Raw genomic sequence first — 24,341 nt, 5'->3', positions numbered from 1 at the left:
GCCTATCCGATCCGGATGAGGCTCGGGTCGAACCAGATGCGCACCGGGCTGAATACGATGTCTTGAACGTCAGGCGTGGACACGAACGTCGTCTCGGGGTTCGCCAGAGGCATGGCCGCCACGTCGTCGGCCAGGATCTGCTCGACGTCCTGGAGGATGTCGCATCGGGCTGCGGCATCCGGGGTGGTCTTCGCCTCCGCCAGGAGCGCGTCGACCTCGGGGTTGGAGTACTGGCCCTTGTTCACGCCGGTGCCCACGAAGCTCGAGTTGAACTGACGGTTCAGCATGACGAAAGCATCGGGGTAGCGCGGTCGGTCGTTGGCGATGGCGAGGTCCGGCGTCGTGTCGATGCTGTTGAGCAGCTCGGTGTATGCCGGGAACGTCGTCGTCTGGAGAACGAGGTTGATCCCGATGTCGCGGAGATTGGACTGGAGGAGGGTCGCCGCTCCGGCATGCTCGGGCAGGTTCGGCTGGTAGAGGAGCGTCAGTTCCGTTCCCTCGGCTCCGATCTCGGCGACGAGCGCCTTCGCCTTCTCGATGTCCTGCTCTTTCTCGGGCTGATCGACCACGCAGCCCGATGTCGCCGGGAGCATTCCCTTGGCGATCGTGCCCGCGCCGCCCAGGATCGTGTCGACGTGGCCCTGATAGTCGTAGGCCAGAGCGATCGCCTCGCGCAGCTTCGGATCGGCGGTCGGCCCGGCCGCGGTGTTGAAGTAGACGAACGAACCGCTGCCGGAGGGGAGAGTGGTCACCGCGTAGCCGGGGTCACCGTCGAAGGTCACCGCGTCGCGCGTCGGCAATGCCCCGAGATTGAGCGCGCCGCCGCGAAGTGCGGTGCTGATCGCCGCGGACTCCTCGAAGTTCTGGAGCACGTACGTATCGGGACGCGTGTCGTCGAAGTCCCAGTAGTCGGGATTCAGCGTCATCTTCACCGACGTCGCCTGGGTGTAGTCGACCACGGTGTACGCACCGCTGCCGGCGGTGTTCGCCGCGAGCCACGCCTGCGCGAAGTCGGTGCCGGCGTTCTCTTCGACCACGGCCGAGTCCACGACGTAGATCTTGCTGAGCGCGCCGAGGAAGGTGGCATTCGGAGCCTTCAGGGTGATCGTGACGTGCGTGTCGTCGGTCGCGACCGACGACTCGTAGTCGCCGAGAAACGAAGCAGCGCCGATTCCGGCGGCCTTGACGCGGTCCAGGCTGTAGACCACGTCGGCCGCGGTGAGCGGATTTCCGCTCGTGAAGAGGATGTCGTCGCGGATCACCAGGTCGACCTGGGTGAAGTCGTCCGAGATCGCCCATTCCGTCGCGACCCGCGGCACGATCTCGGAATCACTGTCGTAGTCGATGATCGAGTCGTACAGAAGATCGCCCACGACGTCGTTCTGGATCGTGTCGCTGAGCAGCGGATCGAGGGTGTTCAGCGAGGAGTATGCCGAGAAGGTGGTCGGCGTGTCCGGCGAGGCATCGGGCGCGCTGCCCGAGCTCGCACACGCCGAGAGCGCGAGCGCGCCGGCGAAGAGTCCGGCCAGGATGATGTGGCGTCTGGCAAGGGTCATGGTGCGACTCCCATCGGGTTGGTGGAGCTGGTTGTGGTCGGGTGGTGCACAACCGGCTGTGAGCGCCGGAGGTCGGGGGCGGCCGTGACGGTACGGCCTGCTTTCAGCACGAGAAGCCGGGCAGGCGGTGCGGCGACGACCTCTGCAACCGTCTCCGCGTCGAAGAGCACGAGGTCTGCCGACCCCCCGACGCGGATGTCCCGCCTGCCGAGACCCAGGGCATCCGCCGCAGCGGCGGTCACCAGATCGAAGGCGACCGCAAGCTCTTCATCGGTGCGGAAGTCGCTCTGATAGGCGACGTTGCGCGCGGTGTCGACGATGTCAGCGGTCCCGTAGGGCCACCATGCGTCGCGGATGTTGTCGCTGCCCGCGAACACCGTCACTCCGTGTTCTCGCAGGATGAGCACCGGGGGTGTCATGCCCACAGGCCCGTTCGTCATGATGGCGACACCGGCGGTCGCGAGCGTGTCTGCGACCCGCCGCACATCATCGATGGCGGCGGTGCCGAGCGTGTACGCGTGGCTGACCACGACTCTGCCGCTCATTCCCCCGGCCGTCGCCCTCGCGGAGATGTCGCGCAGCTGAGCCAGCCCCAGTTCGCCGAGATCGTGGAGGTGGATGTCGACCCCGCTGCCGAAGCGCTCGGCCAGTCCGAACACGACGTCCAGGTGCTCGCCCGCATCGCCATCGAAACCCGCGGGATCGAGTCCTCCTACGAGGTCCGCCCCCGCGCTCAGCGCATCGCCGAGCAGCTCAGCTGCGCCGGGTTCGTGGAGGATCCCGCTCTGCGGGAAGGCCACGATCTGAACATCGATCACGTCGCGAAGGCTCTCTCGCAGGGCGAGGATGTCCTGAACCGCCGATGTGCGCAGCGTCGCGTCGATGTCGACGTGTGTCCGCACCACTCCCACGCCCATGGCCGCCATATCCGTGGCGAGGCGTCGAGCGCGGACGTGTATCGGCGCGTCGACAGTCGAGCGAAGGAGACGCTCCGCCGCCACTCGCTCCTTCACGGTGCGTCCGGGCAGGTGCGGCTGCCAGGATGCGCCCATCAGCGTCTTGTCGAGATGCGCGTGCCCGTTGACGAGGCTTTCGGTCAGCAGCCGACCCCCGGCGTGCACGTACTCCCCGTACCCCGGCTCGTGCGAACGAGTCGGGGAGATCTGCGCGATCATCCCGTCGCTGATCGACACATCGACGAGCGCGCCGTCCGCGAGTCGTGCGCCGGAGATTACGAGTGAGGCTGACATACCAATCCTTCGGAGATTTGGTATACAGCATCCCAAACGCGCGTGGCGAGGAATCGACCGTCACGTAACAGTCATGTTTCACATCGCCCGGCTTGCCGCTCAGGCGACATTCGCCTACTCCGGCGGGAGCCGTTCGGCCAGCAGCGGCAGCGACTCGTGCCTGCTGCGCTCGACGTGCGAGAACGCAAGCGACGCGGCCAGTTCGACGCTTCCCTCGACGACCGCGTCGACGATCGAGTGGTGCTCGGACTTCAGGGAATGCTGGTCTCGCTCGGTCGTCACACCGAAGAACCACAGCTGGAGACCACCGATCGGCTTGAGCGCACTCGCCAGAAGCCTGTTGCCCGCGAGTTCTACAAGCGCATCGTGAATCGCCGAGTTCGCCTGGGCGATGGTCTGGTCGTCCCCGGTGAGCATCGCCTCGTCCGCGAGGCGCACCGATTCCAGGACTCCGGCGGTCGACGCCCCGTCACGCACTCGCTGGGCAGCGAGCCGTGCGACGAGAACTTCGAGGCTCGATCGAAGATCGAAGTACTCCACCGCATCACGGAGGGTGAGCTGGCGCACCACGGCGCCGCGGCGCGGGTGCGTGATGATGAATCCGTCGGCTTCGAGCTGCGGCAGCGCTTCTCTCAGCGGGATCCGCGACACGCTGAACTCCTCGGCGAGCTCGCGTTCACGAAGCCAGGTTCCGGCAGGCAGCTGCCCCTCGATGATGCGCTGGCGGAGGGCGAAATAGATCTGGTGTGCGAGCGAGCGATCTGCCATGCCGATCGACGGGGCGCTAGAACGGGTGTCCATCTCGCCATCCCTTCCGAGTTTGGTCGATTGTAGACCGAACGGGACGAGTGTCGCCTCTCCGACCTGAGAAGGCCGAGCGCGACGCGGCTACTTGACGAGCGGGAACAGAATCGTCTCGCGGATCCCGAGACCCGTGATCGCCATGAGAAGGCGGTCGATGCCCATGCCCATGCCCCCGGTGGGCGGCATGCCGTGCTCGAGCGCGCGCAGGAACTCCTCGTCGATGCGCATCGCTTCGAGATCGCCGCGCGCGGCGAGCTTCGCCTGCTCGACGAAGCGCTCGCGCTGGATGACGGGATCGACGAGCTCGGAGTATCCGGTCGCGAGTTCGAAGCCGCGGGTGTAGAGATCCCACTTCTCGACGACACCCGGAATCGAGCGGTGCTCGCGCACGAGGGGGCTCGTGTCGACGGGGAAGTCCATCACGAAGGTCGGCCGGGTGAGGCCCGGCTTGACGAAGTGCTCCCACAACTCTTCGACGAGCTTGCCGTGCGTGGCGTGCGGGGGCGCCTCGACGCCCGCGTCGGCCGCGAAGGCGAGGAGCTCGGTGAGCGGCGTCTCGGGCGTGACCTCGCGATCGGATGCCTCGGACAGCGATCCGTACATCGGCAGGCGGTCCCACTGGCCGCCCAAGTCGTACGCGGTCCCGTCGGCCCACGTCACGGTCGTCGAGCCCGCGACCGCGATGGCCGCCTTCTGGATGAGCTCCTGCGTGAGGTCGGCGATGCCGTTGTAGTCGCTGTACGCCTGGTACGCCTCGAGCATGGCGAACTCGGGGCTGTGCGTGGAGTCGGCGCCCTCGTTGCGGAAGTTGCGGTTGATCTCGAAGACCCGGTCGATGCCGCCGACGACGGCGCGCTTGAGGAAGAGCTCCGGCGCGATGCGCAGGTACAGGTCGGCGTCGAACGCGTTCGAGTTCGTGATGAAGGGACGAGCGGATGCCCCGCCGTGCTGCACCTGGAGCATCGGCGTCTCGACTTCGAGGAAGCCGTGCGCTGCGAACGTCTCGCGCAGGCTCGCGTTCACCTTCGCGCGCGCAACGACGGTCTCTCGGGCACGGTCGCGCACGATCAGGTCGAGGAAGCGGCTGCGGACGCGGTTCTCCTCGCTGAGATCGTTGTGGAGGTTCGGCAGCGGCAGGATCGCCTTGGCGGCGATGGCCCACTCCGACACCATGATCGACAGCTCGCCACGACGGCTCGAGATGACCTCGCCGGTCACGAAGACGTGATCGCCGAGATCGACGAGCTCCTTCCACGCCTGCAGTGACTCGTCGCCCACGGCGGCGAGCGACACCATCGCCTGGATGCGGCTGCCGTCGCCGGCCTGGAGGGTGGCGAAGCACAGCTTGCCCGTGTTGCGGCTGGAGATCACGCGGCCGGCGACCGCGGCCGTGACGCCGGTCTCGGCGCCCGCCTCGAGGTCTGCGAAACGTTCGCGCAGGGCCGGGATGGTGTCGGTGATCGGCAGGCTCACCGGGTAGGCGCCCCCCGAGGCATCCGCACGCTCGGCGATCAGCCGCTCGCGCTTGGCGAGCCGCACGGCCTTCTGCTCGAAGATCTCTTCTTCGGTCGGCTCGGCGGGCGCGTCGGCGGGCGCTGTCGTGTTGGTCATGGGGTGGGCTCCTCGGAAAGCGGACCCCCAAGTCTATCGACGGCGCTGCGTGCACTTCCCGAACCAGAAGTGGCGGGCACGCACTGCCGCGGTCACCCCACCTCGATGGGCTCGCCGAGCGGCGCCCAGCGCACGCTCTCGCGCACCGTGAGCTCTGCGGATTCGAACACCTTCGCCGCGGCGGCCTCCTGCTCGGAGAAGTGGCTCCACCCCTCCACGTGCACGGGCACCGCCGTTCCCGGCTCTGCCAGCGCGATCAGCTCGACGGCCGCTGCGGCATCCATCGTGTACGCCAGCGGACCCGTCAGCGGGAACTTCACCGCGCCGATGTGCACGATGGCGACGTCGGGCCGCATCGCGGCGGCCGCACGGCGGAGCCCGTCGTAGAGCACGGTGTCGCCGGTGACCCACAGCCCCGGCCGCGCCGCGTCGCCGAGCGTCAGCGCGAAGCCGACGACCGGGCCCACCAGCGGGCGGGTGAACGGCGCGCCGTGGCGGCAGGGGGTGGCGACCACCGTGAGCGCGGGCTTGTCCTGCGCGGTGAGCGTCACGCTGTCACCCGCGGCGAGCCCCCGCACATCGGGATGGCCCACCGGACCTGAGGGGGCGGAGAGCGCCTTGGCGCCGGCACGGGTGGTGAGCACCGTCGCCGCACGAGCGAGTCCGACCCGGCCGCTGTCGTCGAGATTGTCGGCGTGATGGTGGTGGCTGAGCAGGACGACGTCGACATCGCCGATGTCGTCGAGGGAGCGCGCGGGTCCGGTCGTCTTACGCGACGACGTGCCCAGAGCGAAGGAATAGGTGCGCCCGGGTGGGTCGAAGGTGGGGTCCGTGAGGATCCGCCACCCCTCCCATTCCACGAGGGCCGTCGGTCCGCCGATCCGGGTCACGCGCATCTGGTGGTCTCCCCTGCTTCGGTCAGCGACTCAGCCGACGGTGATCAGCTCACGGCGATCATTCTTGGAGCGTAGCGGTGGGATCGAGCCCCGGCCCGGATCCCGCCTCGGCCAGCGCCTGGTCGATGGTCGTATGAGCGAGCGCAGAGAGGTACGAGCCCGGATGGGCGACCCCCGCTTCGGCCAGCAGGCGCGTGGCCTGCTGCACGATCGAGCGCGAGAAGTCGCGCGCGGTGGAGATCGCCTCGGCATAGGCGGGGCGCGCGGATTCGGCGACGACGACGGGCTCGCAGCCGATCTCGACCGCGAGCGCCTGCGCGATCGGCAGGACCGCAGCCGGCGCCGTGACGGCCGCGTACCCCGTGGCGAGGGTGCGCAGATCCATCGAGGTGCCCGTGAACGCGATCGCCGGGTGCACCGCGAGCGGGATCACGCCCATCGCGACGGCCGGGGTCAGGATGCCGGTGCCATACGCGGGATCGGTGTGCAGGACGAGCTGCCCGGGCTGCCACGCACCCACCTCGGCGAGGCCCGCCACGAGCGACTCGAGCTCGGCGTGCGGCACCGCGACGATGACGAGCTCGCTGCGCCGCGCGACCTCGGGCGCATCGAGCACGGGCACGCCCGGCAGGATCGCCTCGACCCGCTCGGGATCGGAACCGGCCGTCACGCCGATGATCGCGTGCCCGGCGCCGCCCAGCGCGGCACCCAGCACCGGGCCGACGCGACCGGCGCCGATGATCCCGACTCCGAGTCGTCCGTCGCGCGTCATATCTTCGGCTCCCCGGGTGTCCGGCCATCGGCTGCGTCGTGCTGAGGTGCGAGCGCCGTCGGTTGCGGCACGCCCTCATCCGCCGTGACGGGGTCGGGTCGCGGATCCGACGAGGCGTGCGCCTGCGCCACAGCCTCCGCTTCGGCTTCGGCGTCCTCGGCCCAGCGGTGGGTGCGGTCGGTGCGTGCGGCGCGGACCGCGCCGCGGGCGACGGCGTCGAACAGGGTGAGCGCGGTGTCGCGGTCGATCGCCGCGAGGTGGGCGTAGACGGGACCTGCGACGAGATGGCCGCGCGCGCTGGCGACGCGGGTCAGCCTGTCGAGCGGCCCCTGATGCAGTCCGAGGCTCTGCAGCCGCGCGAGCGGGAGGATCGCGAGCTTGCGCCACACGATGCCGCGACGCAGGAGCAGCAGGTCGTCCATGAGACGGAAGCCGTTGCGGCGAAACGACAGCGGCCGGATCCACCATGCGCGCCGGGGTGAGTTCTCGAACGAGTCGATCTCGCCGGGCCCGAACATGCCCTCGCGCACGATGAGGGCCCATTCGTCGTCGGGCACCGAGGGCTGCAGCAGCCGCAGCACGCGCTCGACGTCGGTGGCGGTGCCCACCGGCAGCACGGTCGTGAACTGATCGGTGCTGCCGTCGCTGGCGCTGCGGCCGGTCAGCCGGTTGATGCGGATCGTCCACCAGCCGGCGGGACGCCACAGAATCGGCTGGGTGACCTCGATCGCGTGGATCCGCCCGGGCGGCACGATCTCGGTGATCGTCGTGAGCAGACCGAAAGTGATCCGCACGCCGTCGGGAGTCGGGGCGATCGAGTACCGCAGCGACCGCACGATCGAGCGCACCCAGTACGCGCCGAGACCGATGAGGGCGGGCACGAAGGCGAACAGCAGCCACGTCACGCCCTGCGAGACGCCGACCATGATGGCGACCACCGCGAACAGCAGCGCGACGGTCGACATGCTGACGACATGGGATGCCACCAGCCGGCCGACCGGGATGTGCACGACCGAGTCGGGCACATCGACGGGAGCCTCGGGGCCGTCGATCATGCCGTTGAGCTCGCGGCCCACGGTGTGTCCGAGCGCCGCCACACGACCACCCGAACGCGGCGCCGCCCCCGCGGCGGGAGCATCCGCCAATCGTCTTCCGGAGGCCAGGCGCAGGATGTCGGCGCGCACCGCCTCGGCGTTCGCCGTCGACAGGTATTCGAGCTTGACGTTGGCGTCGGCGCCCGCGCCGACGACCTCGAGCTTGGCCATGCCGAGCAGGCGCGCGACCATCGGCCGGGTGAGGTTGACGCCCTGCACGCGGTCGAGCGGCGCGCGGCGCTGCGTGCGGAACAGGATGCCGCTGCGCACCTCCACATCGTCGCCGGTGATGCGGAAGAGATGGAAGCGCCACGAGAGGTAGAAGACCGCGACGAGCACGATGAGCACGGCCAGCACAGCGAGCGCCGCGGCCACATAGAGGTTGTTGACGATGATGAAGTCGATCGGGTCGCCGCCCGAGCCCTCCCACTCGCCGACCTCGTCCTCGATGTCGGGGGCGAGCCACGGCAGGAAGATGAAGACCAGGCGGTCGCGCAGGTTCGCCACGACGATGCCGATCACCACGATGAGGAACAGCCCGCCGCGCATGAGCGGGGTGAGCGGGTGCAGCCGATGCCACTCGCCGTCGCTGAGGGGCGAGCGCACCAGCTGCGGCGGCGGCGCCGTGTGGTGCTCCGGCTGCACGTACGGCGGAGGTCCGTTCTGCGGCGGCGCAGACGGGTTCGGCCCCTCGACAGGCTCGGGGGCCGGGATGCGGGGATCCGTCATAGGCCCGTGCGCCGGCTCTCGGCCACGGCGACCAGGTGGTCGCGGAGCGTCTCGGCCGTCCCCTGGTCGAGGCCCGGGATCACCACCCCGGTCGCCGCGGCGGCGGTCACGAACTTGAGCTGGGCGATGCCGAACCCGCGGTCGAGCGGCCCGTGCGTGATGTCGACCAGTTGCATGCGGCCGTAGGGAACGGCCACGAATCGCTGCCACAGGATGCCGCGGCGGAACACCAGGTCGTCCTCGCGCAGCTGGTATCCGATGGCGCGCGCCTGGCGCGGGAGGATCGCGAGCGTCCACACCAGGATCACGGTGAGGATGCCGCCGGGGATCCACGCCCACATCTGGTGGAACGCGAGAGTCAGCACGAGGGTCGCCGCCATCACCAGGATCAGGAACGATCCGGTCGAGATCAGCTGCACCCAGACATACTTGGGTGAGATCTGATGCCACACCCCGCCGGCGAGGACGAGACGGTTCTCCGAGCGCGGCTCGGCGAGTCGCGGGAAGGTCGTGCCATCGGCGGGAGCAGGGGCCGGCGCGGCGGACGGTGCCGAGTCGTGCTCCGCCCCCGGCGCCGGGCCGGGCTCGGACGCTGCATCGACGGCCGACTCCGGCATCGCCGGAGCGGTCACGCCGTCGGGATCGGCCGCGTCAGTGGTTGTGAAGGCGGGGCTCGAGTCCGGGGTCGTCGCCTCCGGGCTGTTCGTCATCGTCGTCCTTCCGGATGGTGCACAGGTGCTCCGCGACCAGCCCTGCGGCCACCAGGAGGGCGCCGCAGACGGCCGTCGCGATGACCGTTCCCAATGAGCCTACCGAGGGCGTGACGGGCCGGGTCGTGAGGAACACGAGCAGACCGACGCCCAGCCCCCCGATCGCCGCGCCGACCAGGCTCGAGGCCTTCGCGAGCATCGCGACACGCAGCGCGCGGAAGGGATTCACGGCGCCCTTCGTCGTACCGTGCGTCGCGCGCCGGATGGGCACGGCGAGCGCGATCACGACGGCGCCGAGCAGCGCGAGCAGGATCGGCAGCGTGATGGCGGGCGTGAACGTGGGCCGCCCGGCCGACGTCAGCAGCTGATCGATGAGGAAGCCCGCCGCGATGCCGAGCACCCCGGCGACGATGAGAACCCCGGGGCTCGTGCGCCTCATCGTGCCTCGCCGCGCAATCTCTGGAGCGCGGCGTCGACGCGACCGACGCCGGGCAGCACGGCGTCCGGATCGACGGTGAGCCAGGGCCCGAGCACGAAGTCGCGCTCGACGGCGCGCGGGTGCGGCAGCAGCAGCCGGGGATCGTCGCTCTCGATGTCGCCGTACGCGATCAGGTCGAGGTCGAGCGTGCGGTCCTCCCAGCCCGGATCCATGGCCGAGCGCACCTCCTGACGCAGGCGCCCGTGGTTGCGCTCGATCGCGTGTAGATAGGCGAGCAGCACCGACGGCGCCAGCCGGGTGGTGAGGATCGCCACGGCGTTCAGATATGGCGGGGCCTCGGCATCCGGGCCCTCCGGCTTCAGAGCGACCGACTCGATCGGCTCGGAGACGCGCACCGCGAGCACGAGCGGCAGGCGTGCGAGCGCTTCGATCGCCGCGGTCATGGTCTCGGCGCGGTGCCCGAGGTTCGCACCCAGCGCCACCACCGCCTCGACGGCGGGATGCGCCCGGCGCTCGACATCACCGTCGAAGCCCTCGGCGAGACGGCGGCTCATGCGGCCACCGCCGATCCGGGCTCGGGCTTGGCGCGGCGGATCGTCACCGTCACGTCGCCGAACGGGACGGTGATGGGCGCCTGAGGCTTGTGCACGGTGACCGCGACCATGCGCACGATGTCGTGCTCGAGCAGGTCGTCCGCGATGCGGGCGGCCAGCGCCTCGATCAGGTTCAGCGGCTCGCCGCCGACGATCTCGACGATGCGCTCCGCGACCTCGCCGTAGTGGACCGTGTCGGCGACGTCGTCGGACGCGGCCGCGCGGGCGGTGCTGACGTACAGCGTCACGTCGACGACGAACTCCTGGCCGTCGCGGCGCTCGTGGTCGAACACCCCGTGGCGTCCGAACGCACGGACTCCGGTCAGGGTGATCTCGTCGATGAAGTCCATCGTCCTGTTCCTTCCCAGCTGCGCGCCACAGCGAGAGCATCGCGCGTGCCGGCGACATCGTGCACGCGCACCGCCCACACTCCGGCCTCGGCGGCGAGCACGCTCGTCACGGCGGTCGCGAGGTCACGCCGCTCTTCAGAGGCTTGAGCGGGATCTTCGGCGAGCAGTTCGGCGAGGAAGCGCTTGCGGCTCGTGCCGATGAGCACGCGGGGCCCCATCGCCACGAAACGCGGGAGGCCGCGCAGCGTCTCCCAGTTCTGCTCGCCCCGCTTGCCGAAGCCGATGCCCGGATCGAGCACCACACGCGACGGGGCGATTCCGGCCGATGCCGCCGCCTCGACGCGTGCGGCGAGCTCTGCCACGACCTCGCTCACGACGTCGTCGTACACGGCCCGCGCGTACATCTCGGCCGAGTGGCCGCGCCAGTGCTGCAGCACGACATCCGCCTCGGTGTCGGCGACCGCCGGCAGCATGTCGGGGTCGGCCATTCCGCCCGACACGTCGTTCACGATGCGCGCCCCCGCAGCCACCGCGGCGACCGCGGTCGCGGCGTTCATCGTGTCGATGCTCACGAGCGCGCCCGCCCCGGCGAGCGCGGCGATCACCGGCAGCACACGCTCCTGCTCGAGCGCGGGCCCGACACGTTCGGCGCCCGGTCGGGTCGATTCGCCCCCGATGTCGAGAATGTCGGCGCCCTGGTCGCGCATCCGCAGCCCGTGGGCGACCGCGGCATCGGCATCCGCGTATCGGCCGCCGTCGCTGAACGAATCGGGCGTGACGTTCACGACGCCCATCACCAGGGTCATTCCGGGCCCCTGCCGCGACCGCCGGCCAGCAGCGCGATCAGCTCGGCGCGTGCGGCGGGGTCGGCGAGTTCGCCGCGCGCCGCGATCGTGACGGTCGAGGCATCCGTCTGCTTCCCGCCGCGCATCGTCACGCACTCATGGGTCGCGTCGAGCACGACGAGGACGCCGCGGGCGTCGAGCGACGCCGCGATCACGTCGGCGATCTGCTCGCCCAGGCGCTCCTGCACCTGCGGGCGCGACGCGAGGATCTCGACGACCTTGGGCAGCGCGCCGAGGCCGACGACCTGCTCGCCCGGAAGATACGCGATGTGCGCGTGCCCCCGGAACGGCAGCAGGTGATGCTCGCACATGGAGCGGAAGCGGATGTCGCGGAGCATCACCGCGCCCGACGGCAGCGTGTCGGGGGCGGGACCGCGCGTCACCGAGATGGTGTGCGCGAGCGGCGCCGAGGCATCTTCGCCGACCCCGGCGAAGAACTCGGCGTACGCCTCGCCCACCCGCGTCGGCGTCTGCCGGAGCCCGGGGCGCTCGGGATCCTCCCCGATCGCCTCGAGCAGTTCGCGGACGAGCGCGGCGACGCGCTCACGATCGACGGCCACGGGCCGAGCCTACGCGGTCGCGGGACGCGCCTGCCCGCTGGGACGGCGCACCGGCGCCTTCTCGGCGACCGCCTGCTCCGCCTCGACGCTGGCCGCGAGGCCCGCGTCGCCACGGCGAGCGGGAACGTCGACCGGGGGCCGCTGCGAGACAGGGCGCTGCTCGCTCGAGAGCCACTGCGGACGCGGCGGCAGGCGCTTGACGTCCGTGAAGATCTCGGCGAGCTCGAGGTGGTCGAGCGTCTCCTTCTCGAGAAGCTCGAGCGCGAGCTTGTCGAGGACGTCGCGGTTGGCGTTGATCACTTCGTACGCCTCGTTGTGCGCCTGCTCGATGAGGGCGCGCACCTGTCCGTCGACGCGCTCTGCGACCCGCTCCGAGAACTCCCGGCCGTGCCCCATGTCGCGGCCCATGAAGACCTCGCCCGACGACGAGCCGAGCTTGACGGGCCCGATGTCACCGGTCATGCCGTACTCGGTCACCATCTTGCGGGCAATGCTCGTCGCCTTCTCGATGTCGTTGCTCGCGCCCGTGGTCGGATCGTGGAACACGATCTCTTCCGCGACGCGGCCGCCCATCGCATAGGCGAGCTGATCCTGCAGCTCGTTGCGGGTCACTGAGTACTTGTCTTCCAGAGGCAGCACCATCGTGTAGCCGAGCGCCTTGCCGCGCGGCAGGATGGTGACCTTGGTGACAGGGTCGGTGTGGTTCATCGCCGCAGCCGCGAGCGCGTGTCCGCCCTCGTGGTACGCGGTGATGAGCTTCTCCTTGTCCTTCATCACGCGGGTGCGGCGCTGCGGGCCGGCGATCACGCGGTCGATGGCCTCGTCGAGGGCGCGGTTGTCGATCAGCTGAGCGTTCGAGCGCGCCGTGAGGAGGGCTGCCTCGTTGAGCACGTTCGCGAGATCGGCACCGGTGAAGCCCGGCGTCTTGCGCGCCACGACCTCGAGGTCGACGCCGTCTGCGAGCGGCTTGCCGCGGCCGTGCACCTCGAGGATCTTGGTGCGGCCCTTGAAGTCGGGGGCGTCCACGCCGATCTGACGGTCGAAGCGGCCCGGACGCAGCAGCGCCGGGTCGAGGATGTCGGGACGGTTGGTCGCCGCGATGACGATGACGTTGACCTTGGGGTCGAAGCCGTCCATCTCGACGAGCATCTGGTTGAGCGTCTGCTCGCGCTCGTCGTGGCCGCCGCCCATGCCGGCACCGCGGTGGCGGCCGACGGCGTCGATCTCATCGATGAAGATGATCGCGGGCGACGTCTCCTTCGCCTGGTTGAAGAGGTCGCGCACCCGGCTCGCGCCGACACCCACGAACATCTCGACGAAGTCCGAGCCCGAGATCGCGTAGAACGGCACGCCCGCCTCGCCGGCCACGGCGCGTGCGAGGAGCGTCTTTCCGGTTCCGGGAGGGCCGTACAGCAGCACGCCCTTCGGGATGCGGGCGCCGACCGCCTGGAACTTGGAAGGGTCCTTCAGGAAGTCCTTGATCTCTTCGAGCTCTTCGATCGCCTCGTCGGAGCCGGCGACATCTTCGAACGTGACCTGCGGCATCTCCTTGGTCACGAGCTTGGCACGCGACTTGCCGAACTGCATGACCTTGCTGCCGCCGCCCTGGGCGCTGGACAGCAGGAACCAGAAGAGCAGGCCGAGCAGCAGGATCGGAAGCAGCAGCGAGAGGAACCCGTCGAACCACGATGCCCGCGGGACCGCGTCGTTGAAGCCGTCCTTCGGGTCAGCGGCGTTGATCGCATCGACCACTTCGCCCGCCCGCGCCGTGACGTAGTAGAACTGCACGTCGGATGCGCCCTCGTACTCCTTGGAGAGCGTCATGTCGACGCGCTGGTCGCCGTCGGTGTTGACCACCTCGGTGACCGTCTCTCCGGCGAGGAGTTCGAGACCCTCCTGGGTCGAGATCTGCTTCGCACCGTTCAGGCTCGAGATGAGCGAGAACCCCACGATGAGGAAGACCCCGATCAGCAGGACGTAGAAGAGCGGGTTGCGGGTGATCTTCTTGAAGTCCATGGTGCGGGCGTAGACCCGACCCCTTTCGTCGACGTGCCGTCGCGCAGGGCCGTTTCACGGCCGCCGGCGGTTGGACCAGGGTATCGCGGGCTTCCTAGGCGCTGACTGTGCATTCGCCCACGGCGTAAGCCGGGGATCCGGGCACGGAGGGCCGCGTCAACTGTAGACGTGGGGGGCCAGGACGGCCACGTCGCGCAGGTTGCGGTACTTCTCCGCATAGTCCAGGCCGTACCCGACGACGAACTCGGTCGGGATGTCGAAGCCGACGTACTTGCAGTGCACCTCGACCTTCGCGGCCTCGGGCTTGCGCAGCAGTGCGAAGACCTCGACGGATGCCGCGCCGCGGGCGGCGAAGTTCTCCAGCAGCCAGCTGAGGGTCAGGCCCGAGTCGATGATGTCCTCGACGATGAGCACGTGCTTGCCGAGGATGTCGGTGTCGAGGTCCTTGCGGATCTGCACGACACCGCTCGAGCGGGTTCCGGCGCCGTACGACGACACCGCCATCCAGTCCATCGGCACGAGTGCCGGCAGTGCGCGTGAGAAGTCCGCCATGACCATGACGGCGCCCTTCAGCACTCCGACCAGCAGCAGGTCTTTGCCGTCGTAGTCCGCGGCGACCTGCGCCGCGATCTCGTCGAGCTTGGCCTTGATCTGCTCCTCGGTGACGAGGACTTCGGTGATGTCGCTGGAAACGTCGGCCGCGCGCATGCTCCGAGTCTACGGGGATCGTCGTTCCGGCAGAGCGGTCGGTGCGGATCAGCTCGGGGCGTCGTTGTCGCCGCGGACCGTCGTCGGACTCACGACCAGCAGCTGGACCACCTCGGCCTTGTCGGGCCGGGTGGTGACGCTCGTCACCTCGATGTACCACTGCTCGCCGTCGATGTCGCGGCGGAATCCGTCGGCGATGCGGGCACCCTGCTCCGTCTCGCGGACGCGGGACTGCTCCCACCCGTCCGCAGCGAGCCCTTCGGAGATCTCCGCTGCCGCGTCGGCCGAGGCATCCGTCTCATCCACCAGCTGGAGGATCTCCGACACCTGCCACCACGCCGGCTGGTCGGGCGACGCCGCACCTTCGATCGGACCGAACCGGGGCTCGGACTCGGAGACGACGACGTCGGTGCGCAGGTCCTCCGGGATCAGTGCGACGGCATCGGCCATGATGCGCTCCGCCTCGACCTGGTATTCGTCGAGCCTGCTATCGGGTTGCATCGTGCATCCTCCCAGTGCGAGGGCGAGCACCGCGATGACCGCGGCGATGAGTGTGGGGCGCATTCGTTACCTGACCTGCGTGTAGGACGGCGCGTCGTCGTCGCGGTCGATCCCGTCGATCGTGATGGGCCGGCCTCCGGCGATGATCGTTCTCGGCGTGGATCAGCGTCCGCGGGAATCGGGGGCGGCGGAGAACTCGATGCGTCCGCCGACGCGGCGGGCGCGGCATCCCGGCAGATCGATGGGGCCCTGGCCCGACCAGTCCGTGACAAGGCGGGCGACCTCGAGGGTCTGCGAGCGCGTGAGGCTCTCGTGGAACTCGCTCGCCACGATGTGCCGGATGATTCGGTGACGAAGAGCGGCGGGGTTGGCGGCGAGCGCCGCGGCCGATACCGAGATGCCCGCCTCGGCATGCTCGACGATGTCTTCGATCGTCTCCTCGATCATCTCGTCGAACGCCTCGGCGTCTTCGCGCAGCTGCGCGGCGGTGCGAGCGAGCGCCTCGGCGATCCCCGGCCCGAGTTCGGCCTCGAGTACGGGCAGCACCCGTTCGCGCACGCGCACGCGGGCGAAGCGCGGGTCGACGTTGTGCGGGTCGTCCCACGGCTCGAGCCCCTCGGCGACGCAGGCCGCGCGGGTCGTCGCGCGTCGCACGCCGAGAAGCGGGCGGAGCACAGCGACGCCATCGAGATCAGTCGCCTCGGCCATTCCTTGCAGGCTGGTCGCGCCCGCTCCGCGGGCGAGGCCCAGCAGCACCGTCTCGGCCTGGTCGTCGAGCGTGTGCGCGACGAGCACGGCTTCGGCGGCGGCCTCCCGCGCGGCATCCCGGAGCGCGGCGTACCGGGCGTCGCGCGCCGCGGCCTCGGGACCGCCCTCGGCGCCGACCTCGACTCGCACCACGCGGGCGTCGAGTCCGAGCGCCCGGGCGTGGGTGACTGCGGCGGCCGCGGCATCCGCGGAGTTCTCCTGGAGTCCGTGGTCCACGGTGACCGACATCGCCGTCAGGCCGAGCTTGGGCGCCTCGAAGGCCACCCCGGCGGCGAGTGCGAGCGAGTCCGCGCCACCCGACAATCCCACGATCACGGTCGATCCGGTCGGCAGCGCCGTCAGCGCGCGGCGCACCGCCAGGCGCACCTCGGCGACGGCGGGGTCCAGGCCGGGTCTGCGCTCTTCCACGGCACCACGGTATCCCGCCAGCCACGTGAAAGCGTCAGGCCCGATCGGCGATAGGCACCCCGGAAACGGCGTTCCACGCCGATTTGTCCTGGTGCTTTCACCGGAACGCCCGACAAGTCACCGGCCGAAGGCCGACGCACGACGCGAAGAGTCCCGCGACTAGGCTGGTCGCCGCATCCCACTGTCTTTCCGAAGGAGTTCCCTATGGGCGCGTACGACGCCGTCATCGAGATCCCGCGCGGCAGCCGCGTGAAGTACGAGGTCGACCACGGCACGGGCCGTGTCTTCCTCGACCGCATCCTCTACACCGCGTTCGGGTACCCCACCAACTACGGGTTCTTCGAGAACACCCTCGGCGAGGACGGCGACCCGCTCGACGTGCTCGTGCTGCTCGACGTCGACCTCGCGCCGGGCGTGCTCGCGAGCGTGCGTCCCGTCGGCGTGCTCAAGATGAGCGACGAGGCCGGCGGCGACGACAAGGTCGTGGCCGTGCTCGCCAAGGACCCGCGCTGGGCGCACATCCAGGACGTCAACGACATCCCGGAGTTCCTGCAGCGCGAGATCACGCACTTCTTCGAGCACTACAAGGACCTCGAGCCGAACAAGTGGGTCAAGGTCGACGAGTGGGCGGGTGCGGCCGAGGCCGAGCGCCTCGTCGGCGAGGCCTTCGACCGCTTCAAGGAGCACGAGGGCCAGACCAAGACCCAGGGTGAGGGCGTCGCGCCGAGCACGCTCTGACCACTGCTTTGACGAAGAGCGGATGCCGTGGGTCACGGCATCCGCTCTTCGTCGTTTCAGGGTGTGCCGGTCAGACCGAGATGCCCCGGTCCGCCATGAAGTAGATGGGGTTGACCGTGCCGCCGTTGACGTAGGTCTCGAAGTGCACGTGGCAGCCGAACGAGTTGCCGGTGTTGCCCTCGCTCGCGATGAGCTGGCCCGCTTCGACCCATTGGCCGTTCGAGACGAAGATGCCGCCGTTGCGGATGTGGCCGTAGCCGGTGCCGATACCGCCGCCGTGGTCGATCTTGATGTAGTTGCCGTACCCGCCGTTCCAGGCGGCGTATACGACCCGGCCGGCCGATGCCGCGTAGATGCCGGCTCCGCAGCCGGCAGCGAGGTCGACGCCGTAGTGGAATCCGCTGGAGCAGTAGCTGTTGCCGCACTGCACGGTGCGCGCGCCGTAGCCGGAGCTGCGCCAACCCGACGAGGGCCTGGCCCACCCCGCACCGCCGACGGATCCGCCGCCGCCGCTGCTGCTTCCGCCGCCACCGCCGCCGCCTCCGCCGCCACCCTGGTTCAGGCGGTCGGCTTCGGCCTTCGCCGCAGCCGCGGCGGCCGCGGCCGCTGCGGCCTCCGCCTCTTTGCGGATGCGCTCGCCCTCCTGGTACTCGGCGACGGTTTTGGCGGTCGTGTCCTGCAGCGCTGCGAGCTGGGCGTCCAGCTCGCTCTTGCGCGCCGTCTGCTCATCGAGAGCGGCCTGGGCGGCATCGGCGGCCGCTTGGGCTGCGACCATCTTGTCTTCGGCGACCTTCTGCAGGCGGTCGCGCTCGACACGCTGCACCTCTGCCTGGTCGCTCAGCCCCTGCGCGCTGTCGCGGGCCGTGATGGCCTGGGCGTAGACGGCCTGGTTGCGCTCGACGAGTTTGTCCATCGTGCCCAGGCGGGCGAGCAGATCGTCGGCGCTGGCAGCGGAGCCCGCGAAGAACAGCTCGAGCGACGTGTCATCGCCGCCGTTGCGATAGAGCTGGGCGGCGACGCGTCCGGCCTTGTTGGCGGCTTCCAGCGCCGCCGATGCCTGTTCGTCGGCCTGCTGCTGCAGCTGGTCGGCGCGCAGCGCCGCGGCGAAGTAGTCCTGCTGCGCGACGTAGAACTCGTCGGCCAGCTGCTGGGCGACCGCGCGCTTGGACGCGACGTCGGCTTCGAGGCCCGCGATGAGGCCCTGGATCCTGGTGACCTCGGCAGCCTTCGTCGCCTCGTTCGCCTTCGCACGCTCGACGTCGTCCCACGAGGGATAGCCGGCCGCGAACGCCGGGGAGACGAGGCCGCCGCCGATCGCACTGATCGCGGCCAATCCGAGGATGCCGAACCCGAGGGCCCCGCGACGGCTCATCTGCGGCCAGAGCGCGCGGCGCTCGCGAGGAGACGGGGCGCAGCCGCACTCGTCAGAGGTGTTCTCGGCGTCCACCGGGTCCTCCCTCGCCGCATCGACTTCGTTCACACTAGCAACATCAGTCACACACGCAACCGGTCTGGGCGCACACGACTGCCGCCTCTGGTCGACGGTCACCACGCCAGTCTCACCCCGGAAACGGGCGCACACAAGCACGCCACGCCCTCGATTGGTGCAATCCGGGACTATTGCGTATGCTTAGTCCTCGGTGATTGAGCGCGACATCCGCACGGATGAAGGGTTCGCCCGGCCCCATCGTTTAGTGGCCTAGGACGCCGCCCTTTCACGGCGGTAGCACGGGTTCGAATCCCGTTGGGGTCACACTCACCACCTATAACTGAACAGCATGGCCCTGTAGCGCAGTTGGTTAGCGTGCCGCCCTGTCACGGCGGAGGTCGCGGGTTCAAGTCCCGTCAGGGTCGCTCTAGGCGACGAGCCCTCTCTCTTGCGGGAGGGGGCTCTCGTACTTAGATCGAGGACTCTTCGGATGCCTCGAGGCTCTGTAGCTCAGTTGGTAGAGCGCACGACTGAAAATCGTGAGGTCACGGGATCGACGCCCGTCGGAGCCACTGCCCCTGATTCCAGGCTTCTACTGGGATCGGGGGCTTTTTCGTTCCCGGCCGCCATGTCGCCACAGATGCATGTGTAGCCGAAGGTGTAGCCGACCGTGCGCACGATTATTCCGAGTTGCGCGGACGCTCTCGGCTAGGCGTGGGACCAGGAGTGCCGGTACTGCCGCGCGCCCATCCGCGGACGGATGTACGTCACCCCGCGCAGGCGCGTGATGGACCGCTGGAAGACCCGCACCAAATCCGGCTCGACACACAGTTCCTCAGCGATGAAATCGACGGACGGGTGGATCGCTTCGGCGCGCGCATACTCCACCGGATCGATCAGCAGGTGCGCCGCGTAGACGTCGGCCGCATCCTCCATAGCCTTGTCGCCGCGGCATCGGTGGTCATGGAACGCATGCCCGAGCTCGTGCGCGAGGACACAGCGCCGCTCCGCGAGCGTGAGAGTGAAGTCGTAGACGACCATTCTCTTCTCACCGTCGTAGAAGCCGCGGAACGGTGCCGGAAGGTGCGCGACGTGAACGGCGATGCCGAGCGAAGCGGCGTGCGCCAGTAGCTCGCGCAAGAGGCATCTAATCCTTCGGGTCTACGCGCGGCTTCTCATCCGCAGCTGCACTGTACGGCGGCGTAACGTGCCCCAGATAGGTCACATTGTCGTCGGGAGTGACGTTAGATGCGTCCTCAGACACTGCAGTCGCGAGCAGCTTCTCGATGCCGCCGTAGTCCTCGAGCGCTGCCTCGACGATCGTGTGCGCCTTGACAGTGAGCACCGACGCGATGATCTCGATTTCACCGACCGTGAACGGAATCTTGCCCGCGAGCCGCCGGCCAAGGCTGGTGAGCCGAACGCCCGTCTTCACGGCGAGTTCGTCTTGCGTCATCCGCCGCTTCTCCCTCTGCGCGTCGACGGCTGCCCCCACGTGCTCGTCGAACGTCTCGGGCGCTTTCCGCTTCTTCGGCATGCCGTCAGTTTAGCCAGCTATTCGGTCGGTATTGGCGGCTATTGTTCCGAATGTGCTTGCATCCGTCTCATGTGGGGTGTTATCTTCCATATGTGACGGAACAGAGAAGACTTCAGACCAGCCTCCCGGCTGAGTCGATCGCGAAGGCCACCGGCCTCACCACCGAACGCGTGCGCGCTGCCCTTGACGGGGACAGCAGCGCACGCGTCTCGGACCTGGTGATGGTCGGTGGCCTTCTTGGCGTCACCCCGAAGGAGCTGATGCCATGACCGACCCCGTGCTCGACAAGCTCGCGTACTCGCTCGACGAGTTCGCAGCCGTCGTGTCCCTGTCGAAGGAGTACATCCGTCAGCAGATCGCGGCGTCGAAGCTCACGCCTTCATATGCAGGGGCGAAGCCGCTGATTCTGCGCGAAGAGGGTGAGCGCTGGCTCAGATCCCTCCCGGCTGAGCGCGTGTCCTAGTCGCCCACCAAACAGACACGCCCCCGCGGGAACGGGGGCGCATCAAGAAAGGAAGGGCGACCAATGCCCAACACACAGATCGTACCCGCTTCGGTCAACACGACCGCTGTCGACATGCTGTCCTCCGCACACGGCAAGGGCGAGGTGGCCCACTGGTTCCTCACCGCGAACCCGGATGACCGTGACCAGCAGAAAGCAATCGAGTGGATCGAGAAGTCGATCCAGGACCTCCTCAAAGCGAAGGACGCGATCGTGACCGGCCAGGCCCGGGAGCTTCGCCGTGCGGTCGAGGTCACCGAGCAGATCACGGCGGTGGAACTGTGACCGCGGTGCTGGTGAAGCTGCCGAAGCAGGGCCGCGGTGGCGATGTCCGCAACGCACCGTTCTCGCCGGTGCCGGCTACCGCGCACCTCGCGAACGCTCACCCGCTGGTGCGGACGGATGGTCCCGATTGGGACTCGATGGACGCACAGGATCAGGCCGACCACCGTGCGATCTGTGATGGCGGGTGCGGGGACTGTGACGAGTTCCGGGCGTGGGGTGAGTGCTCGAAATGCGGTGGCGTGACGGAAGCGCTCGGGTCGGACGAACTGTCGATGTGCTGCGGGTCCCGCGTGATCCTCGGGAGAGCCGCCTGATGCCGCTCATCCTCATCGCCGCAGCAGTGTTCCTCCCGCTCGCTCTCGTCAAGGGCGGCCACAACGGCGCCACCATCGCCGGGGTCCTCCTCATCATCGTCGCGATCACCGTGACCATCCACAACGCACCCTCCCGGAAGTGACCCCGTGACCCTCATCCTCCTCACCGACCAGCCCCTCCCCGACCAGACCCCGACCACTGTCGCTGACCTCACCGACACCGAACTGACGAAGCTGGGCGACACGTACCGCGAGCACCGGTACCACTACGCCGCGGTCACCGCTTACCTCCTCGTCGAGGGCGACCGGATGCTGCCCGAGGCACGCGAGTTCGCTGCGGAATCGGTCCGTCTCGCCGCGTCCTGGGATGTGCTCCACACGGAGCGTCACGCCAGACACTCGATCCCGCAGATCATCGCCGAAGTCCGAGAGGTGATGAACCGGTGACCGGATACACGCTCGTCAACGTCAAGCCCGACACCCCGGAATGGGAGCGGGAGCGCCGCAAATCGGTCGGGGCATCCGAGGCCGCCGCAGTCATGGGCCTCTCGTCGTACGGCAACACACCCCTCGACGTGTACAAGCACAAGCTCGGCGTGGACCGCCCGTTCGACCCGCTGCTGGGATGGATCGGGCACCAGTCGGAACCAATCATCGAAGCGTGGGTGCACGAGTTCTCCGGCGTTGACGTGGAACTGAACCCGGGGTTCATGGCCCGCTCGAACGCCCACCCGTACCTGCACGCATCGTTCGACCGTGTCTCCGCACAGCCGTTCTGCACCTGGCAGTTCAAGACCGCACACCACTACTCCGGTCACCACTGGGACGAGGGCGTCCCGACTGACATCCGCGTGCAGGTGCAGGCAGAGATGGCCGTCGCGGGAACCCCGCGCGCTGCGGTGGTCGTGTGGATCGGTGGCCGCGAGTTCCGGCTGTTCTGGGAGCCCCGCGATGACCGGTTCATCAACGAGCACCTCTTGCCGACGGTGCAGCAGTTCTGGGACGGCAACGTGCGTGCCCATGTTCCTCCGGAGCCGTCGACCCTGTCGGAGCTCAACGAGGTGTACATCACCCAGTCCGTCCCGATCGAGGCGTCCGAAGCGGCTCTCGAAGCGGTGGAGCGTCGCGCGATCCTGCTGTCCGACATTGAGGCGCAGCAGGAGGAAGCCGACGCGCTCAAGCTCGCGATCGGCACGTACATGGGCCCCGCGGACACCCTCACCCACAAGGGCCGCAAGGTCCTCACGTTCAAGACCCAGAAGGGCCGTGCGTCGTTCGATGCGGCCGCGCTCAAGCAGGACCACCCCGACCTCGCCGCGGCGTACACGTCGCAAGGCAGCCCGTTCAGAGTCATGCGGACCATCAAGCCCAAGGAGCAGAGCAAGTGAACACCTACCAGCAGTACCTCGCGGCCGACATGGTCACGAAGCGGATGGCGAGCGTTGGCGTCACCGCGATGCACGTCATGTTCGCCCGCGACTACAGCAACCGCGGCTCGTCTGGCCACGAGGTCACCGTGGGAATCGACTACGACGACACCGATGGTCACTTCATGGGAGACGAGGACCGCGAGGCCAAGGTCAACGAGTTCCTGACGCTCTACCCGGACTCGACGGTCACGAGAGAGAACGACTACGGCAAGCCGAACATGCTGGTCCGTGGCGTGACGAACCTCGGCGTCGCGTGGGAGATCAACTTCCGCTCGGGCGTGTGCGAGCGCGTGCAGGTCGGCACAAAGCGCGTCGAGCGATTCGATCCTGCGGTGATCGCGAGCATCCCGAAGGTCACCGTGGACGAACCCGTGTACGAGTACATGTGCCCGGATCCGATCGTCGCGGCGGGGCTGGTGGCGTGATGACCGACCTCAGCATGGCCGCCGTCCAGGCCAAGAAGAACCCGACGATGAAGGATCTCGTCGAAGCACAACTGCCCGCGATCGAACGTCAGCTGGGCGGGGCGATGAACTCCGAAGCGTTCGTGCGTGCCGTGCTGTCGGAGATCGGGAAGTCCCCCGACCTGATGGCCGCGGACCCGAAGACGCTCCTCGGCGGGGTGATGCTCGCCGCGCAGCTGCGCCTCGAGATCGGTTCCGGTCTGGGCGAGTTCTACCTCACCCCCCGGAAGGACCACGGCCGCCAGATATGTCTCCCGATCATCGGCTACCAGGGGTTCATCAAGCTCGCCCTTCGTTCCGAGTTCGTGATGAATGTGCAGGCGTTCCTCGTCCGTGAGGGCGACCAGTTCTCGTACGGTGCGAACGCGGAACGCGGCATGTTCTACGACTGGACCCCGCAGGACTTCGAAGAGAAGCGCCCGTGGATCGGTGTCGTCGCGACCGCGAAGATGCGTGCCGGCGGGACGACCTGGGTGTACCTCACCCGCACGCAGGTGATGGACCGTCGTCCGTCGTACTGGAACTCCACCCCGTGGAAGACCAACGAGGACGAGATGGTCAAGAAGACCGCCGTCCGCGCCCTGGCGAAGTACCTGCCGAAGTCCACCGACCTCGGGCGGGCACTCGAAGCCGACGAGCAGAAGGTCCAGCAGCTGCGTGGACTCGACGAAGTCGAAGTCACCCGCCTGGACGACAACCCGGAAACCCTCGTCGTCCAGGAAGACAGCGGGAACCCGCTCGGCCGCACACCCGAGGAGATCGCCGAAGACGAGGCCCGACGATGACCACCACCACGAAAGGAACCGCCATGCCTCAGCACTACTGCCTCACCGCCACCTCGGGCGGCAACATCCCCGGCGAACAGTTCACCGTCCATTCCGGGGGGGGTATCGCTGATGCGATCCGGCAGGTCGAGAAGGTCGCACGGAAGCGCGTCTCGCACGGCCGCGGATGCAAGTGCGGCAACCCCGAATCGAAGCATCCCGGCAACACCGTGATCCGCGACGGCGAACTCGTCGACGCCTGACCAAA

The 24,341-nt window shown here is 68.7% G+C and carries 31 protein-coding genes and 3 tRNA genes; 14 read left to right on the top strand and 20 right to left on the bottom strand.

Annotated features, from left to right (window positions below; genetic code table 11):
- Positions 1 to 2 precede the first annotated feature (2 nt).
- The 17 genes from KEC57_RS13165 to tilS form a co-directional block, all read right to left on the bottom strand.
- On the bottom strand, positions 3 to 1,556 hold the full coding sequence (locus tag KEC57_RS13165) for an ABC transporter substrate-binding protein (protein WP_229385094.1): 1,554 nt from the start codon (positions 1,554 to 1,556) through the stop codon (positions 3 to 5).
- Positions 1,553 to 2,806: an amidohydrolase gene (locus tag KEC57_RS13160; protein WP_229385093.1), complete on the bottom strand. Its 1,254-nt coding sequence runs from the start codon at positions 2,804 to 2,806 to the stop codon at positions 1,553 to 1,555. Before KEC57_RS13160 ends, KEC57_RS13165 begins: the two co-directional genes overlap by 4 nt.
- 114 nt (positions 2,807 to 2,920) lie before the next feature.
- Positions 2,921 to 3,607: a GntR family transcriptional regulator gene (locus tag KEC57_RS13155; protein ID WP_229385092.1), complete on the bottom strand. Its 687-nt coding sequence runs from the start codon at positions 3,605 to 3,607 to the stop codon at positions 2,921 to 2,923.
- Between the two features lie 87 nt (positions 3,608 to 3,694).
- Positions 3,695 to 5,221 (bottom strand): lysine--tRNA ligase, encoded by a 1,527-nt coding sequence (lysS, locus tag KEC57_RS13150; protein WP_229385091.1) that lies wholly within the window; start codon positions 5,219 to 5,221, stop codon positions 3,695 to 3,697.
- 92 nt (positions 5,222 to 5,313) lie between these two features.
- Positions 5,314 to 6,117: an MBL fold metallo-hydrolase gene (locus tag KEC57_RS13145; RefSeq protein ID WP_229385090.1), complete on the bottom strand. Its 804-nt coding sequence runs from the start codon at positions 6,115 to 6,117 to the stop codon at positions 5,314 to 5,316.
- A 58-nt stretch (positions 6,118 to 6,175) separates the two neighbouring features.
- Positions 6,176 to 6,889: a DUF2520 domain-containing protein gene (locus KEC57_RS13140; protein ID WP_229385089.1), complete on the bottom strand. Its 714-nt coding sequence runs from the start codon at positions 6,887 to 6,889 to the stop codon at positions 6,176 to 6,178.
- On the bottom strand, positions 6,886 to 8,712 hold the full coding sequence (locus KEC57_RS13135) for a PH domain-containing protein (RefSeq protein WP_229385088.1): 1,827 nt from the start codon (positions 8,710 to 8,712) through the stop codon (positions 6,886 to 6,888). Before KEC57_RS13135 ends, KEC57_RS13140 begins: the two co-directional genes overlap by 4 nt.
- Positions 8,709 to 9,422 carry a PH domain-containing protein gene (locus KEC57_RS18970; protein ID WP_267492553.1) on the bottom strand — a complete coding sequence of 238 codons (714 nt, stop codon included), beginning with the start codon at positions 9,420 to 9,422 and terminating at the stop codon, positions 8,709 to 8,711. Before KEC57_RS18970 ends, KEC57_RS13135 begins: the two co-directional genes overlap by 4 nt.
- A complete protein-coding gene (locus KEC57_RS13125; protein ID WP_229385087.1) occupies positions 9,364 to 9,861 on the bottom strand; it encodes a DUF3180 domain-containing protein in 498 nt (165 codons plus the stop codon). The genes KEC57_RS18970 and KEC57_RS13125 overlap by 59 nt, the downstream gene beginning before the upstream one ends.
- Positions 9,858 to 10,415 (bottom strand): 2-amino-4-hydroxy-6-hydroxymethyldihydropteridine diphosphokinase, encoded by a 558-nt coding sequence (gene folK / locus KEC57_RS13120; RefSeq protein WP_229385086.1) that lies wholly within the window; start codon positions 10,413 to 10,415, stop codon positions 9,858 to 9,860. The genes KEC57_RS13125 and folK overlap by 4 nt, the downstream gene beginning before the upstream one ends.
- Complete coding sequence (gene folB / locus KEC57_RS13115) at positions 10,412 to 10,804, bottom strand: dihydroneopterin aldolase (RefSeq protein ID WP_229385085.1); 393 nt, start codon at positions 10,802 to 10,804, stop codon at positions 10,412 to 10,414. The genes folK and folB overlap by 4 nt, the downstream gene beginning before the upstream one ends.
- Positions 10,777 to 11,610 (bottom strand): dihydropteroate synthase, encoded by an 834-nt coding sequence (gene folP / locus KEC57_RS13110; RefSeq protein WP_229385084.1) that lies wholly within the window; start codon positions 11,608 to 11,610, stop codon positions 10,777 to 10,779. The genes folB and folP overlap by 28 nt, the downstream gene beginning before the upstream one ends.
- Positions 11,607 to 12,209 carry a GTP cyclohydrolase I gene (folE, locus tag KEC57_RS13105; protein WP_229385083.1) on the bottom strand — a complete coding sequence of 201 codons (603 nt, stop codon included), beginning with the start codon at positions 12,207 to 12,209 and terminating at the stop codon, positions 11,607 to 11,609. The genes folP and folE overlap by 4 nt, the downstream gene beginning before the upstream one ends.
- Positions 12,210 to 12,218: 9 nt before the next feature.
- The gene (ftsH, locus tag KEC57_RS13100) at positions 12,219 to 14,225 is read right to left on the bottom strand and encodes an ATP-dependent zinc metalloprotease FtsH (protein ID WP_229385082.1); all 2,007 of its coding nucleotides are present in this window, start codon (positions 14,223 to 14,225) and stop codon (positions 12,219 to 12,221) included.
- Positions 14,226 to 14,381: 156 nt separating this feature from the next.
- Complete coding sequence (gene hpt, locus KEC57_RS13095) at positions 14,382 to 14,933, bottom strand: hypoxanthine phosphoribosyltransferase (RefSeq protein WP_229385081.1); 552 nt, start codon at positions 14,931 to 14,933, stop codon at positions 14,382 to 14,384.
- 48 nt (positions 14,934 to 14,981) lie between these two features.
- A complete protein-coding gene (locus tag KEC57_RS13090) occupies positions 14,982 to 15,497 on the bottom strand; it encodes a hypothetical protein (RefSeq protein WP_229385080.1) in 516 nt (171 codons plus the stop codon).
- A gap of 99 nt (positions 15,498 to 15,596) precedes the next feature.
- Positions 15,597 to 16,610 (bottom strand): tRNA lysidine(34) synthetase TilS, encoded by a 1,014-nt coding sequence (gene tilS, locus KEC57_RS13085; protein WP_229385079.1) that lies wholly within the window; start codon positions 16,608 to 16,610, stop codon positions 15,597 to 15,599.
- Positions 16,611 to 16,814: 204 nt separating this feature from the next.
- Here tilS and KEC57_RS13080 point away from each other — a divergent pair, with 204 nt between their 5' ends.
- Positions 16,815 to 17,348, top strand: a complete 534-nt coding sequence (locus KEC57_RS13080; protein ID WP_229385078.1) for an inorganic diphosphatase — start codon at positions 16,815 to 16,817, stop codon at positions 17,346 to 17,348.
- 70 nt (positions 17,349 to 17,418) lie between these two features.
- On the opposite strand, the gene KEC57_RS13075 is transcribed toward KEC57_RS13080, so the two are convergent.
- The gene (locus KEC57_RS13075; RefSeq protein WP_229385077.1) at positions 17,419 to 18,828 is read right to left on the bottom strand and encodes a peptidoglycan DD-metalloendopeptidase family protein; all 1,410 of its coding nucleotides are present in this window, start codon (positions 18,826 to 18,828) and stop codon (positions 17,419 to 17,421) included.
- 200 nt (positions 18,829 to 19,028) lie between these two features.
- Here KEC57_RS13075 and KEC57_RS13070 point away from each other — a divergent pair.
- From KEC57_RS13070 to KEC57_RS13060, 3 genes are all read left to right on the top strand, one after another.
- Positions 19,029 to 19,101, top strand: a tRNA-Glu gene (locus tag KEC57_RS13070).
- A gap of 27 nt (positions 19,102 to 19,128) precedes the next feature.
- Positions 19,129 to 19,202 (top strand) — tRNA-Asp (locus KEC57_RS13065).
- 74 nt (positions 19,203 to 19,276) lie between these two features.
- Positions 19,277 to 19,349, top strand: a tRNA-Phe gene (locus KEC57_RS13060).
- A 136-nt stretch (positions 19,350 to 19,485) separates the two neighbouring features.
- Here KEC57_RS13060 and KEC57_RS13055 read toward each other — a convergent pair.
- A complete protein-coding gene (locus KEC57_RS13055; RefSeq protein ID WP_267492547.1) occupies positions 19,486 to 19,917 on the bottom strand; it encodes an ImmA/IrrE family metallo-endopeptidase in 432 nt (143 codons plus the stop codon).
- A gap of 7 nt (positions 19,918 to 19,924) precedes the next feature.
- Entirely contained in the window at positions 19,925 to 20,314 is a 390-nt protein-coding gene (locus tag KEC57_RS13050) for a helix-turn-helix domain-containing protein (protein WP_229385075.1), read from the bottom strand.
- A gap of 92 nt (positions 20,315 to 20,406) precedes the next feature.
- On the opposite strand from KEC57_RS13050, the gene KEC57_RS13045 reads away from it, so the two are divergent.
- From KEC57_RS13045 to KEC57_RS13000, 10 genes are all read left to right on the top strand, one after another.
- Positions 20,407 to 20,583 (top strand): hypothetical protein, encoded by a 177-nt coding sequence (locus KEC57_RS13045; RefSeq protein WP_229385074.1) that lies wholly within the window; start codon positions 20,407 to 20,409, stop codon positions 20,581 to 20,583.
- Entirely contained in the window at positions 20,580 to 20,777 is a 198-nt protein-coding gene (locus KEC57_RS13040) for a hypothetical protein (protein WP_229385073.1), read from the top strand. Before KEC57_RS13045 ends, KEC57_RS13040 begins: the two co-directional genes overlap by 4 nt.
- A gap of 63 nt (positions 20,778 to 20,840) precedes the next feature.
- Complete coding sequence (locus tag KEC57_RS13035) at positions 20,841 to 21,101, top strand: hypothetical protein (protein WP_229385072.1); 261 nt, start codon at positions 20,841 to 20,843, stop codon at positions 21,099 to 21,101.
- Positions 21,098 to 21,415, top strand: coding sequence for a hypothetical protein (locus KEC57_RS13030; protein WP_229385071.1), 318 nt, complete (start codon positions 21,098 to 21,100; stop codon positions 21,413 to 21,415). The genes KEC57_RS13035 and KEC57_RS13030 overlap by 4 nt, the downstream gene beginning before the upstream one ends.
- A complete protein-coding gene (locus KEC57_RS13025; RefSeq protein WP_229385070.1) occupies positions 21,415 to 21,558 on the top strand; it encodes a hypothetical protein in 144 nt (47 codons plus the stop codon). The genes KEC57_RS13030 and KEC57_RS13025 overlap by 1 nt, the downstream gene beginning before the upstream one ends.
- Before the next feature lie 4 nt (positions 21,559 to 21,562).
- A complete protein-coding gene (locus tag KEC57_RS13020; RefSeq protein WP_229385069.1) occupies positions 21,563 to 21,862 on the top strand; it encodes a hypothetical protein in 300 nt (99 codons plus the stop codon).
- Positions 21,859 to 22,803, top strand: a complete 945-nt coding sequence (locus tag KEC57_RS13015) for a YqaJ viral recombinase family nuclease (RefSeq protein WP_229385068.1) — start codon at positions 21,859 to 21,861, stop codon at positions 22,801 to 22,803. Before KEC57_RS13020 ends, KEC57_RS13015 begins: the two co-directional genes overlap by 4 nt.
- Positions 22,800 to 23,270: a hypothetical protein gene (locus KEC57_RS13010; protein ID WP_229385067.1), complete on the top strand. Its 471-nt coding sequence runs from the start codon at positions 22,800 to 22,802 to the stop codon at positions 23,268 to 23,270. The genes KEC57_RS13015 and KEC57_RS13010 overlap by 4 nt, the downstream gene beginning before the upstream one ends.
- The gene (locus tag KEC57_RS13005) at positions 23,270 to 24,094 is read left to right on the top strand and encodes a recombinase RecT (protein ID WP_229385066.1); all 825 of its coding nucleotides are present in this window, start codon (positions 23,270 to 23,272) and stop codon (positions 24,092 to 24,094) included. Before KEC57_RS13010 ends, KEC57_RS13005 begins: the two co-directional genes overlap by 1 nt.
- The gene (locus tag KEC57_RS13000; RefSeq protein WP_229385065.1) at positions 24,091 to 24,336 is read left to right on the top strand and encodes a hypothetical protein; all 246 of its coding nucleotides are present in this window, start codon (positions 24,091 to 24,093) and stop codon (positions 24,334 to 24,336) included. Before KEC57_RS13005 ends, KEC57_RS13000 begins: the two co-directional genes overlap by 4 nt.
- Positions 24,337 to 24,341 lie beyond the last annotated feature (5 nt).

Origin of the sequence: Microbacterium allomyrinae (assembly GCF_020682705.1) — a bacterium.
Taxonomy (GTDB): domain Bacteria; phylum Actinomycetota; class Actinomycetes; order Actinomycetales; family Microbacteriaceae; genus Microbacterium; species Microbacterium allomyrinae.
The sequence above is the reverse complement of the archived record's forward strand: the minus strand, read 5'-3'. Positions and strand labels throughout refer to the sequence as shown.